The sequence below is a fragment of the Gordonia sp. GN26 genome (assembly GCF_054823965.1).
Genome location: NZ_JSYC01000018.1, coordinates 1 through 14,845 on the forward strand (window position 1 = coordinate 1; position 14,845 = coordinate 14,845).

16 protein-coding genes are annotated in these 14,845 nt (G+C 67.9%); 6 read left to right on the top strand and 10 right to left on the bottom strand.

The window, feature by feature from the left end; genetic code table 11:
* Positions 1-68 precede the first annotated feature (68 nt).
* From OK17_RS06855 to OK17_RS06865, 3 genes are read right to left on the bottom strand one after another with little or no spacing between them, the layout of a single operon-like run.
* Positions 69-761 (bottom strand): ABC transporter ATP-binding protein, encoded by a 693-nt coding sequence (locus tag OK17_RS06855; protein WP_461417009.1) that lies wholly within the window; start codon positions 759-761, stop codon positions 69-71.
* A 40-nt stretch (positions 762-801) separates the two neighbouring features.
* Positions 802-1,923 carry an L-cysteine desulfhydrase Cds1 gene (cds1, locus tag OK17_RS06860; protein ID WP_461417010.1) on the bottom strand — a complete coding sequence of 374 codons (1,122 nt, stop codon included), beginning with the start codon at positions 1,921-1,923 and terminating at the stop codon, positions 802-804.
* A 25-nt stretch (positions 1,924-1,948) separates the two neighbouring features.
* Positions 1,949-2,275 carry a DUF4229 domain-containing protein gene (locus OK17_RS06865; protein WP_006865265.1) on the bottom strand — a complete coding sequence of 109 codons (327 nt, stop codon included), beginning with the start codon at positions 2,273-2,275 and terminating at the stop codon, positions 1,949-1,951.
* Between the two features lie 188 nt (positions 2,276-2,463).
* Here OK17_RS06865 and OK17_RS06870 point away from each other — a divergent pair, with 188 nt between their 5' ends.
* From OK17_RS06870 to OK17_RS06880, 3 genes are all read left to right on the top strand, one after another.
* Entirely contained in the window at positions 2,464-2,685 is a 222-nt protein-coding gene (locus OK17_RS06870) for a BldC family transcriptional regulator (protein ID WP_006435233.1), read from the top strand.
* Between the two features lie 73 nt (positions 2,686-2,758).
* Positions 2,759-2,977 carry a hypothetical protein gene (locus OK17_RS06875; RefSeq protein WP_006865266.1) on the top strand — a complete coding sequence of 73 codons (219 nt, stop codon included), beginning with the start codon at positions 2,759-2,761 and terminating at the stop codon, positions 2,975-2,977.
* Between the two features lie 137 nt (positions 2,978-3,114).
* On the top strand, positions 3,115-3,606 hold the full coding sequence (locus tag OK17_RS06880; RefSeq protein ID WP_232718613.1) for a helix-turn-helix domain-containing protein: 492 nt from the start codon (positions 3,115-3,117) through the stop codon (positions 3,604-3,606).
* Positions 3,607-3,618: 12 nt separating this feature from the next.
* Here the strand turns inward: OK17_RS06880 and ccsB are convergent, their stop codons facing one another.
* The 7 genes from ccsB to OK17_RS06915 form a co-directional block, all read right to left on the bottom strand.
* Positions 3,619-4,644: a c-type cytochrome biogenesis protein CcsB gene (gene ccsB, locus OK17_RS06885; RefSeq protein ID WP_232718560.1), complete on the bottom strand. Its 1,026-nt coding sequence runs from the start codon at positions 4,642-4,644 to the stop codon at positions 3,619-3,621.
* 21 nt (positions 4,645-4,665) lie between these two features.
* The gene (gene resB / locus OK17_RS06890) at positions 4,666-6,396 is read right to left on the bottom strand and encodes a cytochrome c biogenesis protein ResB (protein ID WP_232718558.1); all 1,731 of its coding nucleotides are present in this window, start codon (positions 6,394-6,396) and stop codon (positions 4,666-4,668) included.
* Positions 6,397-6,409: 13 nt separating this feature from the next.
* Entirely contained in the window at positions 6,410-7,240 is an 831-nt protein-coding gene (locus OK17_RS06895; RefSeq protein ID WP_232718556.1) for a cytochrome c biogenesis CcdA family protein, read from the bottom strand.
* Complete coding sequence (locus OK17_RS06900) at positions 7,240-7,833, bottom strand: TlpA family protein disulfide reductase (RefSeq protein WP_006865271.1); 594 nt, start codon at positions 7,831-7,833, stop codon at positions 7,240-7,242. The genes OK17_RS06895 and OK17_RS06900 overlap by 1 nt, the downstream gene beginning before the upstream one ends.
* Before the next feature lie 19 nt (positions 7,834-7,852).
* Entirely contained in the window at positions 7,853-8,479 is a 627-nt protein-coding gene (locus OK17_RS06905; RefSeq protein WP_006865272.1) for a histidine phosphatase family protein, read from the bottom strand.
* Positions 8,479-9,828 carry a glutamate-1-semialdehyde 2,1-aminomutase gene (gene hemL / locus OK17_RS06910; protein ID WP_461417011.1) on the bottom strand — a complete coding sequence of 450 codons (1,350 nt, stop codon included), beginning with the start codon at positions 9,826-9,828 and terminating at the stop codon, positions 8,479-8,481. Before hemL ends, OK17_RS06905 begins: the two co-directional genes overlap by 1 nt.
* Before the next feature lie 97 nt (positions 9,829-9,925).
* Positions 9,926-10,840 (bottom strand): SGNH/GDSL hydrolase family protein, encoded by a 915-nt coding sequence (locus tag OK17_RS06915; RefSeq protein WP_461417012.1) that lies wholly within the window; start codon positions 10,838-10,840, stop codon positions 9,926-9,928.
* Positions 10,841-10,956: 116 nt separating this feature from the next.
* Between OK17_RS06915 and OK17_RS06920 the strand changes: the two genes are divergently transcribed.
* The 3 genes from OK17_RS06920 to OK17_RS06930 all read left to right on the top strand — a co-directional run bounded on the left by OK17_RS06920 (position 10,957) and on the right by OK17_RS06930 (position 14,720).
* Positions 10,957-12,441 (top strand): NAD-dependent succinate-semialdehyde dehydrogenase, encoded by a 1,485-nt coding sequence (locus OK17_RS06920; RefSeq protein WP_461417013.1) that lies wholly within the window; start codon positions 10,957-10,959, stop codon positions 12,439-12,441.
* 126 nt (positions 12,442-12,567) lie between these two features.
* A complete protein-coding gene (locus OK17_RS06925) occupies positions 12,568-13,170 on the top strand; it encodes a YdcF family protein (RefSeq protein WP_461417014.1) in 603 nt (200 codons plus the stop codon).
* A gap of 119 nt (positions 13,171-13,289) precedes the next feature.
* Positions 13,290-14,720, top strand: coding sequence for a plasmid pRiA4b ORF-3 family protein (locus OK17_RS06930; protein WP_461417015.1), 1,431 nt, complete (start codon positions 13,290-13,292; stop codon positions 14,718-14,720).
* The last annotated feature ends 125 nt before the right edge of the window (positions 14,721-14,845 follow it).

Below are 14,845 nucleotides of genomic sequence, written 5' to 3' on the forward strand. Positions count from 1 at the left end.
CGGCTGCTCAACCGGCGGGGGGACACGTCCTGCTCGGCTCGTCGGCTGCTCAGCCGGCGGGGTGTCGCTCACTCCGCGATCTTCCCGTCGCGCACCGTGATCGTGGTGTCGGCGAACGCCGCCGCCTTGGGGTCGTGGGTCACCATCACCACCAGCCGATCGGGCGCGGCGTGCGCGACGTCGGCGAGCAACTCCAGCACCGATTCCCCGGTCCTGGAGTCGAGGTTGCCGGTGGGTTCGTCGGCGAGCAGGATCGTCGGGTCCATGATGAGCGAGCGCGCGATGGCGACGCGCTGCATCTGTCCGCCGGACAGTTCCGACGGCCGGTGGTCGACGCGGTCGCCGAGCCCGACCTGTTCGAGGAGTTCGACGGCGCGCGGCTTGGCCTTGCGCAGTGACTGGTTGTCGAGCAGCCGTGGCAGCGCGACGTTCTCCCATGCCGACATGGTCGGGACGAGATTGAAGAACTGGAAGACGAAGCCGACGCGATGACGCCGGAAGGCGGACGCAGCAGCGTCGTCGAGCGCGCCGAGATCGACTCCGTCGATGGAGATCCGGCCGGATGTCGGGGTGTCGAGGGCCCCGAGGATGTGCAGCAGCGTGGACTTGCCGGCGCCGGAGGGTCCGACGATCGACGCGAACTGTCCCCCGTCGATGTTCAGGTTCAGTCCGTCGAGGGCGCGGACGCGCTCCTCACCCATCTGGTACTCACGCACCAGGTCGACGGCCTCGACGAGTGGACGCACGGTTTCGGTCGGCACCCCCCGGATGGTAGCCCACCGGGTCGGTGCCACCCGGGGCTCAAGCCGTCCAGCGTCCCGTCGCGAGGAACTCGTCGAGGATCGCGTTCGCCGGGGCCAGATCGAAAGACTGTGCGCCGATCCACTTCTCGTCGAAGTAGGTGTTGGCGTAGCGATCACCCGGATCGCACAGGAGCGTCACGATGCTGCCCGCCCGGCGATCGGCGACCATTTCCGCGACGAGTGAGAACGCACCCCACATGTTGGTGCCGGTCGACCCGCCGACGCGGCGCCCCAGCATCTCCGACACCCGGTGCGTGGTGGCGATCGAGGCCTCGTCGGGAACGCCGATCATCCGGTCGATCACCTGGGAGATGAACGACGGCTCGACCCGCGGCCGGCCGATTCCCTCGATGCGCGAACCGACCTCACCGGTGAGCGTTCCGTCGGCGGTCTCGTAGGCCGGCAGGAACACCGAGTTCTCCGGGTCGACGACGGCGAGCCAGGTGTCGTGCCGCCGGTACCGCACGTAACGCCCGAGCGTCGCCGACGTGCCACCGGTGCCTGCGCCCACCACGATCCACGTCGGGATCGGATGCTCCTCGTCAGCCATCTGCGCGAAGATCGACTCGGCGATGTTGTTGTTGCCACGCCAGTCGGTGGCCCGCTCGGCCATCGTGAACTGGTCGATGAAGTGGCCGCCCAGCTCGGCCTCGAGGCGCAACGCCTCGGTGTAGACCTCGCCGGGATGTTCGACGAAATGGCAACGCCCGCCGTGGCGTTCGATCAGCGCGGTCTTCGCCGGCGACGTACTCGACGTCATCACGGCGATGAACGGCACGCCGATGAGCTCGGCGAAGTAGGCCTCGCTGACGGCCGTCGAACCCGACGACGCCTCGATGACGGGCGTTCCCTCGGTGACCCAGCCGTTGCAGATCGCGTAGAGGAACAACGACCGCGCCAGGCGGTGTTTGAGCGATCCGGTCGGATGCGTCGACTCGTCTTTCAGGTACAGGTCGACGCCGGCGTCACCGTCGGGACCGGACCACCGCGACCACGCGGGCAGCGGAACGCGCAGCAGGTGCGTATCGGCACTGCGTCGGGCGTCGGCCTCGATCAGACGTACCGCGTTCTGCGCCCAGGCACGGTCCTCCCGATGGTCGACGACCCGCGTCGGCCTCATGCGGGACGTCCCATCCGGAACGACCTCACTTGTCCCCGCGCAGGCGCGACTGGAGGTCGTCGTGGCGGGCCCGACGATCGGCCTCGATCGCGGCGATCTCGCCGTTGACCTTCAGCCGGAGCGACTTGAACAGGTACATGCCCAGCGGGAGCGCGATCAGCACGCCGAAGACGGCGGCGACGAGGAACGGCACGTCGACGCCCACGAGCTTGCCGCCGAACAGGATGACGGCGGCGATGACGACGACGAGCAGCATGCGCGCGACGGTGTAGCCGAACAAGGCGAGCGCCAGGGTCGCGGGGCGGCCGCTGGGCGGAGGTGTACCGGGGGCAGGGTCATGCGCTTCACTCACCCTCTCAGGGTACTTGCCTCCTTCGAAGGACCTGCAGGTCGTGGGCCTTTGCCCGCTCTTTACCTGCCGCTGAAGGTTCGAGTACCTGGGCGATTTGCGTGTATTCATGTAGAACGCGTCCATCAAGTGCCGGGCCGATTCGCCAAACCGCGGCGCACCGACAGGGCACCATCGTTTCAGGGGGAAACGTGACCAGTATCGAAACCACCGCGTCCACCTACATCACCCCGGGACTCGCCAGCCAGCACACCCTGACCCCCGGTCAGGTGGCGGCAATGTTCAACGTGAATCCCAAGACCGTCGCCCGCTGGGCCAGCTCCGGCATCCTCGGGTCGATCCGCACCCCGGGCGGCCATCGACGCTTCCGCGAAGAAGACGTGGTCGCGCTGCTGAACCGTCGTACCCACTAGGCGGGTCGGCCCATCGAGCGACCTCAACCGGCTGCCAGACGAACTGACGTACGCTGGTTGACGGGAGGTTGCCATGACTTATCTGTTCGCCGTTCTCGGTCTGCTCGCCATCGGTTTCCTGATGTGGCGTGCATTCGGACCGCAATCGGACGGCGGCGGCGACGCCCCCTCGCCCGGCGGCCGTCGCCGCCGCTCACGCGGTCCGGTGGGCCCCGATGACGACCCCGATTTCCTCCGTGACCTGGACAACCGCACCCGTGGGCCCAAGGGTGGCGAGGCCGACGAACTCTGAGGTTCCGCCAGTCCCGGGTCGTGTCGTATACGAAAACCTGAGACTCGGTTCAGAAGTCACACCGGAACATACCCGAGGGTAGGGTAATGTCCTTCTCATCATCGACTCCACGTTGGAAGATCCGAGAGAAGGCGCCGTTGAACCCGGGACGATCTCCGCACGGGGCGTCGACCGATGACGACCTGAGTTTCGCCGACAAGATCGGCCACCTCTTCGAGCACAGCCGTGACGAGAACGGGGTCCGCTACACCGGTAAGAAGATCGCCGAGAAGGCGAACCGGTTGGGGTACTCGCTGTCGGACGCGTACATCTCGCAGCTCCGCACCGGCAAGGCGCGTACACCCTCGTTCCGCACCGTCGAGGCCATCTCCCGAGCCTTCGACGTCAGCGTCACCTATTTCCTCTCCAACCCCGACGAGGATCTCGAGCGCGTCAAACAGCAGCAGAACTATGTCGAGATGCTCGAGGTCACCGGCAGCCACCTGGCCGGCATCGACCTCGGCGCCCTCTGCCCGGAGACGATCGACGCCCTCATCGACCTGCTGAAGCTGGTCAAGGCACAGGCGCAGGCGAAGCGGTCCGAGGAGCCCTCACCCGGTCGGGAAGACGCCCCGGAGACCGGCTTCTGAGCCGGCCCGGCGTCAGAGACCCGCGTACGAGTGCAGGCCCGAGACGACCAGGTTGATGATGAACAGGTTGAACAGCATCGCCACGAAGCCGGCGACGTTGATCCAGGCGGCGGCGGTGTTGCGCCATCCGGCGGTGGCGCGGGCGTGCAGGTATGCCGCGTAGATCACCCAGGCGATGAACGACACCGTCTCCTTGGGGTCCCAGCCCCAGAATCGGCCCCACGCGGCCTCGGCCCAGATGGCACCGCAGATCACGCCGAGACCGAAGAGCGGGAAGCCGACGACGACGGTCTTGTAGGCGAGGCGGTCCAGGTTCTCGGCGGCCGGGATGTGGTCGAGGATGCGACGCAGTGCGCCACCCATCCCCGGGCGAGCGGTGGAGGTCGCGTCGTCGTCGGGGTTCGACGCCCAGCGCATCTTCATCAGGTACAGGATGCTGGCGACGCCGGAGACCATGAGGATGCCCGACGACACCGAGATGATCGAGACGTGCACGGCCAGCCAGTACGACTTGAGGGCGGGTACAACGGGAGCGGCCTGGGTGTAGAGCCAGCGGCCGGCGATGAACATCAGCAGGACGACCGGCAGCAGCACGAACGAGAGCAGCGGACGATGCTCGGGCTTGCGCAGGATGACCAACGCGGCGATCACGCCGGCGGCACAGGTCATCGAGACGAACTCGTACATGTTGCCCCACGGCACACGGTCGGTCGCCATGGCGCGCAGCACGATCGACGCGAGGTGCGCGACGAGCCCGACCACCACGACCGGCAGGCCCATGTTGCCGAGCTTGTCCCCGAATGTCCGCTTCTGCGGGCCTGCGACGCGCCCCGGCACGCGGACATCGTCGGAACCGGCCGAGGCCGACGTGGCACCGGCGGCGACGAGTTCGCGCTCCTCGAGCTTGCGGCCGCGGACCGCCGCGAGCGCACCGAAGAACAGGAACGCGGCGACCACGTACACGGCCATCGCGGTGCCGAACAGCAGGTCGGAGTAGCGAGCCAGCGTCTCGTCCACCTGGACGGTGCCGTTGTTCATCAGAGTTCCTTTCGCCGGCGTCTAGAGTCGCCGGGTCGTGCGCCGCGAGGTGGATGCGTCCGGGTCGTCGGCGACGAGTGCCGCCGCCTGGTCCTCGAACCCTTCACCCCAGCCGGCCTGATCGGTACGGGCCAGACCGGCAATCTCTACTACAGTACGTCGTTTTCCATCGAGCGGTTCCGGGCCGGCCGGGTCCCGGCTGCCGTCATGCCCCGTCGTGACGGGCGCCGGGACGAGCCGCGCCCAGATCCGACGGCGGCGGATCAGCAGCGAGACCAGCAGGCCGCCGAGCATCACGACCGCGCTGACCAGCACCCAGATCTGCGCCGGGTCGTGGGAGACCTGCACCGACACCCACCGCTTGTAGCCGTCGAAGGTGACGGTGGTGCCGTCGGCGATGGTGTGGCTCTGGCCGACGCTCAGGTTCACCTGCGCCTGCCGCTGGAGTCGGCCCTGCTCGACGAGGTCCTGGTCAAGGGAGTAGACGTTCTGCGGTTTACCGGTGTCGAGACCGGTGTCGCCCTTGTAGACCCGGATCGCGACGGCCGGGTCGTCGGGTTCCGGCGACAGCGACGTCAGCAGGGTCCCGTGGTAGAGCGCGGTCGGCGCGAACAGGCCCTCGAGTGCGATCTGGTTCTTCCGGCGCTCGTCGGCGTCGGGGTACAGCCCGGCCGGGGTGTCGTAGCGCACCGCACCCGACGACAACATCGTCTGCAGTTCGTCGGGGACGAACGGGGTGGTCTGGGTGCGCTTCTCCCCGTTCGGGAAGGTGACGGTGAACGTCGGGGCGAAACCGTTGCCCAGCACGTAGACGCGGTCACCGGCGACGCGCAGCGGTTCGTTCACGCGCACCGAGGTGCTCTTCCAGGTGTCCGGGGAGCCGACCTTGGTTCCCTCCGCGTAGCGGATCGTCGCGTCGTACATGTCCGGCTGGCCGCTGGGCAGGAAGGTCGCCGAGAAGTCGTCGACGCGGAAGCAGAACGGCGACAGGTCGGTACCGTCGACGAGGTTGCCGGCGCGGAAGGAGTCGTAGACGGCGGTCGAGGTGTTGCACATGCCCTGCTCACCGTCGGCGACGAGGATTCGCGTGCCCTCGTAGCCGAACATCTTGCCCGCCGCGATCGACACCAGCAGAGCGAGCAGCGCGAAGTGGAAGACCAGGTTGCCGAACTCGCGCAGGTAACCCTTCTCCGCGGATACCTCGACGCAGCCGTCGGGGTAGGTCTTGGACGGTTCGCGGACGACGACCTCGCGCCGCCAGCCGCGCAGCCGGCCGTTGATGCGGTCGGCGATCTCGTCGGGGGTGCCGTCGACGGTGTGCGTGACGTGCCGGGGCAGGCGCGAAAGATTGCGTGGCGTGGCAACGGGTTTGGCGCGCAGGCTGTGGAAGTGCTCGATCATGCGCGGCGTCAGGCAGCCGACGAGCGAGACGAACAGCAGCACGTAGATGGCGGTGAACCAGACGCTGGAGAAGACGTCGAACAGCTGCAGGCGGTCCATCCAGGTGCCGAGCGTTCCGCGCTCGGAGATGTATTCGAGCGTCTTGGTCTCGTTGAGGTCGCGCTGCGGCAGGAGCGCGCCGGGGATCGCGGCGAGCGCCAGCAGGAAGAGCAGCAGCAGCGCGGTGCGCATCGAGGTCAGGGACCGCCACAGGTTGCGCAGCGGCCAGAGGACCCGGCGTCGGGCCCAGTGCGCCTTGGGCGTCCCGGGTTCGGGGGTGTCCACCTGGGGACGGTCGGTGACATCGGTCATGAGGGCAACACGCTCAGATCGGTAGTTCGGTGTCGGTGACGAAGTGGACCTGGACCCACACGATGAACTGGTCCCACCAGCCGGTCAGCAGTGCGACGCCCACCCCGATGAGGAGGATGCCGCCGATGACCTGGATGGTGCGGGCGTTCCGTCGCAACCAGCCGAGGCTGCGCAGCGCCCACGCCGAGGAGAACGCCAGCACGACGAACGGCAGGCCGAGGCCCAGGCAGTAGGCGACGATCAGGGTCACGCCCTTGGCCGCGGTCGCCCCCTCGGTGCCGCTGACGGTCGCGATCACCGAGGCCAGGGTCGGCCCGAGGCACGGCGTCCAGCCGAGTGCGAAGACCGCGCCGAGGAGCGGGGCGCCGACGATGTTGGAGACGCGCACCGGCTCGAAGCGGACCTCACGCTGCAGAGCCGGGATCAGACCGATGAACACCAGGCCCATCGCGATGGTGACCACGCCGCCGATGCGTTGCAGCAGTTCCCGATTCAGGACGAAGGTGCTGGTGACGCCGAGGACCGTCGCGGTGGCCGCGACGAAGACGACGGTGAAACCGAGGACGAAGAGACCGGCGGCGAGGGCGACACGCGACCGGCCGCTCTTGGCGCCCTCCCCCACCTTCACCGCGGGCGCCTCGGCGCCGACGAGGCCCGCGAGATACGAGAGATAACCGGGGACGAGCGGAACCACGCACGGCGACGCGAACGAGACCAGACCGGCCAGCAGACATGCCGCGAGGGCGAGCAGAAGCGGTCCGGAGGTCACCGTCTCGGCGAAGGTGTCGCCGATCGACGAGGCGAGGACCGTCGTCGTCAGGTCGGACGTGGTGGGTTCGGACATCAGGCGGCGCCCGTGGGTTCCGCGGCGACCCGCTTGACGACCTCGTCGAGTTCCTTGTCGGACACGGCCTTCAGGAAGACCGCGGCCGGCCGGTGCTGACGGTCGAGGACGATCGTCGTCGGGACCACCGACGTCGGGGTGGTCAGCGCCGCCAGGGACAGGCCCGGGAAGTCGTAGATGGACGGGAACCCGACGTTGCGGTCGATCACGAAGTCCTTCGCGGAATTCCGGTCATCGCGCAGGTTGATACCCAGGAACTCGACGCCGTCGTCGCGGTTGGCCTCGTAGACGCGCTCGAGGTCGTCGGCCTCACCGCGGCAGGGTCCGCACCACGAACCCCAGACGTTGATGACCACGACCTTGTCGGCGAACCGGGGATCGGACAGCGACAGCGGCTGACCGCTGACGAGGTCCTCGCCCTCGAGGCCGGCGATCGGCTTGCGATCGGCCGGCTGGTAGGTGATGACCGTCTGCCCGCCGGGCGAGACGAACTGGAAGGTGTTCCCCTGCGCGACCGCGTCGTCACCGGTGCTGCAGCCGCTGATCAGCAGGATCAGGGCCGACAGCACTGCCGGCAGGAGGAACTTGCGCACTACTTCTCTACCTCTGGCTTCACGCACCGGTGGCCAGCGGGTCGGAGGCACCGGCCGGCTCGGAGTAGATGATGTCGACGAGGGCGTCGTCGTCGTAGATGAGGCTGGTCAGCGAGGCCAGCGAGCACTGCCGCCGACGCGGGTCGTGCCAGAGGCGCTGGCCTTCGAGGAAACGACGCAGCGTGTAGACGGGCAGCTGGTGGCTGACGCACACGGCCTCGTGGCCGCGGGCGGCGTCGCGGGCCTTGTTGGCCGCGGCCAGCATGCGATGCGCCAGCTGGATGTACGGTTCGCCCCACGACGGGGTGAACGGGTCACGCAGCTTGGGCCAGTGCCGCGGCTTGCTCAGCGCGCCGTCGCCGACGGAGACCTTGAGGCCCTCGAAGACGTTGTCGGCCTCGATGAGGTCGTCGTTGGTCTGGATGGACAGGCCGTGGGCCGCCGCGATCGGGGTCGCGGTCTCCTGCGCGCGCTGCAGCGGCGAGGCGAAGACGGCCTTGACGTCGTGGTCGGCGAGGGCGTCGGCGACCGTCTGCGCCTGCGAACGGCCGGTGCCGGAGAGCCGGAAACCGGGGAGGCGACCGTAGAGGATGCCCTCCGGGTTGTCGACCTCTCCGTGGCGCATCATATGGACGATCGTGTGCATCAGGCGTTGTCCCCCGGGGTGGCTGCGGTAGCGGCTGCCTGCGCTGCCGCGGGCAGCGCGTCGGCGATCTGCGAGAAAGCATCCTCGTCGAGTGCGGCGGACACAAACCACGCCTCGAAGGCACTCGGCGGGGCGTACACGCCACGTTCGAGCAGAGCGTGGAAGAACGGGGCGAATCGCCAGGTCTCGGTGGCGTTCACTCCCGCGTAGTCGAAGACCGGGATCTCCGGGGCGGTAGTGAAGAACACACTGAGCAGGTTGCCCGCCTTCTGCACCCGATGGCCGACACCGGCGGCGGTGAGCGCCTCGGTGAGCAGGCCGGCGAGACGGTCGGCGTTGGCGTCGAGCTTGTTGTAGACCTCGTGGTCGGCGTTGCGCAGGGTCGCCAGGCCGGCGGCCACCGCGACGGGGTTCCCCGACAGGGTGCCCGCCTGGTAGACCGGGCCGGTCGGTGCGAGGCGTTCCATGACGTCGGCGCGACCACCGAAGGCCGCGGCGGGCAGGCCGCCGCTCATGACCTTGCCGAAGGTGTAGAGGTCGCCCGCGACACCTTCGAGGCCGTACCAGCCGCTCGGGCTCACGCGGAAACCCGTCATGACCTCGTCCATGATCAGCAGCGCGCCGTGACGGCGGGTGATCTCGCGGAGACCGGCGTTGAAGCCGTCGACCGGGGCGATGGCGCCCATGTTGCCGGCGGCGGCCTCGGTGATGACCGCGGCGATGTCGTCGCCGTGCTCGGCGAACGCCTTCCCGACGGCCTCGAGGTCGTTGTACGGGAGGACCAGGGTGTCGTGGGCCGACGCACCGGTGACGCCGGGGCTCGTCGGCAGACCGAGCGTCGCCAAACCCGATCCGGCTGCGGCAAGCAAGGCATCGACGTGACCGTGGTAGCAGCCGGCGAACTTGATGACCTTGGAACGGCCGGTGAAGCCGCGGGCGAGGCGGATCGCCGACATGGTGGCCTCGGTACCCGAATTCACCAGGCGCACACGCTGAACCGGGTCGACGCGGCCGATGATCTCCTCGGCCAGTTCGATCTCGGGTTCGGTGGGTGCACCGAACGACAGGCCACTGGTCGCGGCGCGCTGCACGGCGTCGACGACGGCCGGATGCGCGTGGCCGAGGATCATCGGGCCCCACGAGCTGACGAGGTCGACGTAGGTGTTGCCGTCGGCGTCGGTCAGGCGGCAGCCCTGGGCGCTGGAGATGAAGCGCGGGGTCCCGCCGACCGCGGAGAACGCGCGGACCGGAGAGTTGACGCCACCCGGGATGGCCTGAGCGGCGCGGGCGAACAGCGCGGCGGAGTTGTCGGAATGCTCGACGATGGGGCCGTCAACGGAAGGGGTCACGGCCTACAGTGTTCCAAATGGCACCGAGTGACCCAAATCGCCGCTGGTGAGAGGGTGCTCCGGGTCACCCGAGGGTGTCAGACGGGCGCGAAGGCGATCAGTTCGCGAGCGCCTTGCGGACCTGTTCGGCGATGGCCTCCTGGCCCCGTTCGTTCGGGTGGACGCGGGCGGGCCCCTGCGCGGTCATCGGTTCGATCCACCGCTGTGGTCCGGCGCAGGCGTCATGCCCGACCGAGGCCGGCAGCATGTCGACGAACCGGACCCCTTCGTCTTCGGCGGCGCGTCGGCCGTAGTCGTTGAGCGACGTCTGGAGGTCACGGATCATCGGGACGTCGCCGACGGCGAGCTTCATCTCGGGGTAGCAGCCGACGGTCGGCGGCATCAGCCATGGATAGCCGACGAGCAGCACCTTCGCGTCCGGCGCCTTGGCCTTCACATCGCGCAACGCCTCACGGATCGCCGGGTAGATATCGGTGGCCACCGGCTCGATCAGGGACCGTCCGTACCGGTCGGTGCACGGCGAGCCGAGCGGATCGGTGTCCGCGGCGCGACTGCACAACTCGATGGTCCGCCCGTAGGTCTCCTTGTCGTTGCCGCCGATCATCACGGTCACGACGTCGGCGTCCGTGGTCACGGCGTCGAGCTGCGGCGGCACCCCCTGGTGCTGCGCCTTCCGGAAATCCGCGGTCTCGGCCCCACCGCAGCTGACATCGGTGAGCGCGAAGCCCTCATCCGCGGCGACGATGTGCGCGAAGTTCTTCGACGAGCGCAGACACAGGATCGGCGAGTCCTCCACCAGCGGTTGGACGCCGGTCCCCGCGCTGAAGCTGTCGCCGAGGTTGACGTACTCGGTGCGGTCCTCGTCCTGCGTGGCGGCTGGGGTCGACGCGGTGGTGGTGCTGCCCGCGGCGTCGTCGGTCGAGCATCCCGTCGCGAGGGTCGCGGCCACCGCGAGCAACCCGAGACCGCGTAGCGCTGCGCTGGGCCACCGGCATCGGTTCTGTACGTCCACACAGTCATCGTGCGTCCGCGCGAAGGCGGTCGGCAACCACCTCTCCGGCCGGTAGCGTTGAAAACGGCGTGTGAATGCCGAGGCTGCAACCCGAACAGACGAGGATGTGAGACCGCATGAGCTCCAGCGATGTCAGTGGCAGGGATGTGATCGACCCCCAGGCGGTTCTCGACGGGGTCCCGACCGGCCTGTGGATCAACGGCCGTTCGACGCCGGCCGCCGACGGCTCCACCTTCGAGGTGTACGACCCGGCCACGGAAGAGTCGCTGACCTCGGTTGCCGACGCGGGGGTCGCCGACGCCCGCTCCGCGCTCGACCACGCGGTCGCCATGTCCGAGGAGTGGGCCGCGACTCCCGCCCGCGAACGCGGCGAGATCCTGCGTCGGACCTTCGAGTTGCTCACCGACCGTGCCGACGACATCGCGCTTCTGATGACGCTCGAACTCGGCCGCGCACTCCCCGACAGCCGCGCGGAGACCAAATACGGCAACGAGTTCCTGCGCTGGTTCGCCGAGGAGGCGGTCCGCATCGGCGGCCGCTTCACCCAGGCCCCCGCGGGTAACGGACGAATTCTCGTCGCCCATCAACCCGTCGGCCCGTGCCTGGCGATCACGCCCTGGAACTTCCCGCTCGCGATGGGTACGCGCAAGATCGCGCCGGCGCTGGCCGCCGGCAACGTCATGATCGTCAAACCACCGCGGGAGACACCGCTGACGATGTTGGCGCTGGCCGAGGCCTTCGCCGAGGCGGGGCTGCCACCCGGAGTGCTGTCGGTGTTGCCCACCAGTTCGAGCGGTGAGGTGTCGACTGCGCTGATCACCGACGACCGGATTCGCAAGATCAGCTTCACCGGCTCGACACCGGTCGGTCGCAACCTGCTGGGTCAGGCCGCCGAACGCGTGCAGCGCACGTCGATGGAACTCGGCGGCAACGCCCCGTTCCTGGTCTTCGACGACGCCGACGTCGACGCCGCGGTCGAGGGCGCCTTCGCGGCCAAGATGCGCAACGGCGGCGAGGCCTGCACCGCGGCCAATCGTTTCCTCGTGCAATCGGGCGTGGCCGAGGAGTTCACCACCAAGCTGGTGGAGAAGATGTCCGACGTCGTGATGGGACCGGGCTACAAGGACGGCGTGACCCTCGGGCCGCTGGTCAACGCCGATCAGCGGGACAAGGTCGCAGATGCCGTCGAGCAGGCCGTGAGCGACGGCGCGCGACTGCGACTCGGCGGTGAACGCCCCGAAGGTCGTGGATTCTTCTACCCGGCAACGGTTCTCGACAACGTCGACCCGTATGCCCCGGTCACCCGCGAGGAGATCTTCGGTCCGGTCGCGGTGATCAGCACCTTCGACGCCGAGGACGACGCCATCGCCGCCGCGAACTCCACCGAGTACGGCCTGGCCGCATACTTCTACAGCCGCGACCTGGAACGCTGCATGCGCGTCGCGAGCCGCCTCGACTCGGGCATGGTCGGGGTGAACCGCGGCGTGATCTCCGACGCAGCAGCACCATTCGGCGGGATCAAGCAGTCCGGCATCGGCCGCGAAGGCGGCATCGAGGGCATCGACGAATACCTCTCGGTGAAGTACATCGCGCTCACCTGACCCCGAGCGACCTGGCGGTCCAACGGTCGTTCGACGCCGATTTGCTCTGTTACGTATGTGACTGGTGATGCAGATGTTATCGGGTTGAAACCTGCACGGCCGTGCTCATCCGTACACTCCGAGGGCATGCGTCTGAGAAGAATGATGCCCGCGATCGCCGTCGCCGCGGCGGTGACGATGGCCGGTGTCGCCGTCACCACCACCGGGGACACGAGCACTGCGAAGATCGAATCAGCCGCCACCAGTTTGGATTTCGGCAGCGTCGACTTCGGCAGCTCCGAATTGGGCACGCCGAACAGTGTGTTCCTGTGGGAGAACCCGGCAGCCCGCTACATCGTCGTCCTGGGTGCGAAGTTCGGCCAGTTCGGGCAGACCCCTCAGATCATGACCCAGCGGCTCAACGTCGCCGCCAAGCTGGCCAAGCAACACCCGTTCAACCGCGTCATCGTCTCCGGGGGCGACACCCATTGGCTGCCGATCACCGAGGCCCAGTTCATGAACCTCGGCCTGATCCGCCGCGGAATCCCCATGTGGCAGATGGTCAACGAGGGCGCCTCCACCTCGACCGTGCAGAACGCCCAGAACACCGTGCGGATACTCAAGGGCATGGGCGCCTCCGGCGCGCTCATCGTCACCAACGGCTTCCACATGGAACGCGCCATGAAGAACTTCCGCGACGCCGCCAAGGCCCAGAACGCCCGGCTCACGTTCCGGGCGGCGTACGCATGACACTTCCCCTCAGAGGCGGTCCCCCTCCCGCCCACCCGTTTCCCTCCCGCTTATTGAGCTCAATAAGCGGGAGGGAAATGGACACCGCGGGAACTGGGGTCTGCCCTACGCTGGGCAGCATGCACGATCCTGGCCACGAATCGCCCGATGCCGACGAACTGCGTCGCCAGTTCGAGTCGATGCTCTCGGGCCTGCAACCGAACGAACTGCCCGCGCTGCTGAACCAGCTCAGCAGAACTGCCGCGGACAGGTTCGAGCGGCCACCGTCGATTCGTCACCGCAAGGAACCGCTCGCCGAGACCGTCGTGTTCCGCATCCGCGTGGATCTCGACGACGCGCGACCTCCCATCTGGCGCCGCCTCGACGTCCGCTCGGATGTCTCCCTGGAGGACCTGCACCGGATCATCCAAGCGGCGTTCGGTTGGCTGGACTACCACCTCTATCGGTTTGCCCTGGGCGGCAGCCCATTCGACCGCAGGAGTGAACTGTTCCTCTGCCCGTTCGACGCGCAGGAAGGCGAGGAGGTGGGCACACCGGTCGCCGAGGTCCGGCTCGACGAGACGCTCCACGATCAAGGCGACGTCCTGCGCTACGTCTACGACTACGGCGACAGCTGGGAATTGACCCTGCAGGTCGAAAGCGTCCACGAGATGTCGGAGGACACACCGTGGGCCCGCTGCGTCGACGGTCGGCGAGCTGCACCGCCGGAGGACTGCGGCGGGATCACCGACGCGGAGTCACTCGCCGGGGTTGTCGACGACCCCGCACATTTCGACATCGACGAGGTGAACGCCGCACTCAGCGATCCCGTTCTCTCGCTTGTCGATACCGGAGTCGATGCACGGCTCGGCGACCTGCTGTACCGGGTTCAACCGCTCGACGGGTCCGGAGCCCTGACGGCGAGCGCAACGCGGTTGGCCTCATCGACCATTGCGACGGGCGACCAGCTCGAAGCCGACCTGCTCCCCTACCTGTGGTTCCTGCGCCGAGCACGTGATGAAGGCTTCACGCTCACCTCCGCCGGCTACCTGAAGCCGGCCGACGTGGTCGCGGCGTCGAAGGTGTTGCCGACCATGAAGTACTTCTTCGGTGCCAAGAATCGAGAAGTCCAGAGCGCGCCGGTGCTGCTTTTTCGTGAGTCCCTGCTTCGGATGGGGTTGTTACGCAAGCACAAAGGCCACCTCTTGCCGACGCGAGTCGGCAAGAGGCTCGCCGACGATCCGCAGGCACTGGCCGATCATCTCGCCGATCGGCTGCTGAACCAGAAGATGGATCGGTTCACCGAGGACGCGAGCCTGCTGATGCTCTTCTTCGCCGCGGCCTCCGAACCCGGCGACGAGATGCCACTCGAGACGATCGGCGCGCTGCTCACCGCGTATCGCTGGCAGGGCACGGACGGGCGCCCGATCCAGAAGTACGACCTTTATGACCTCGACAACGGAATCTACGAGTTCTTCGAAGCCGTCTCGCCCCCGGAACGGGGATTCCGAGGGTTGACAATGAGCCCGACGGCCATCGAGATCGCGCGACGCGCAATCCACCATCGCTGACCCAGCGTCTACTACCGAAAGTAGTTCTCGCGCCTGACGATCCGCGGGAGTAGTGCCGACAGGTTTTGTCAGACCCCTTTCGTATGGTGTTTTCATGGCTTTCGAGTTCGGCACCATCGACCCCG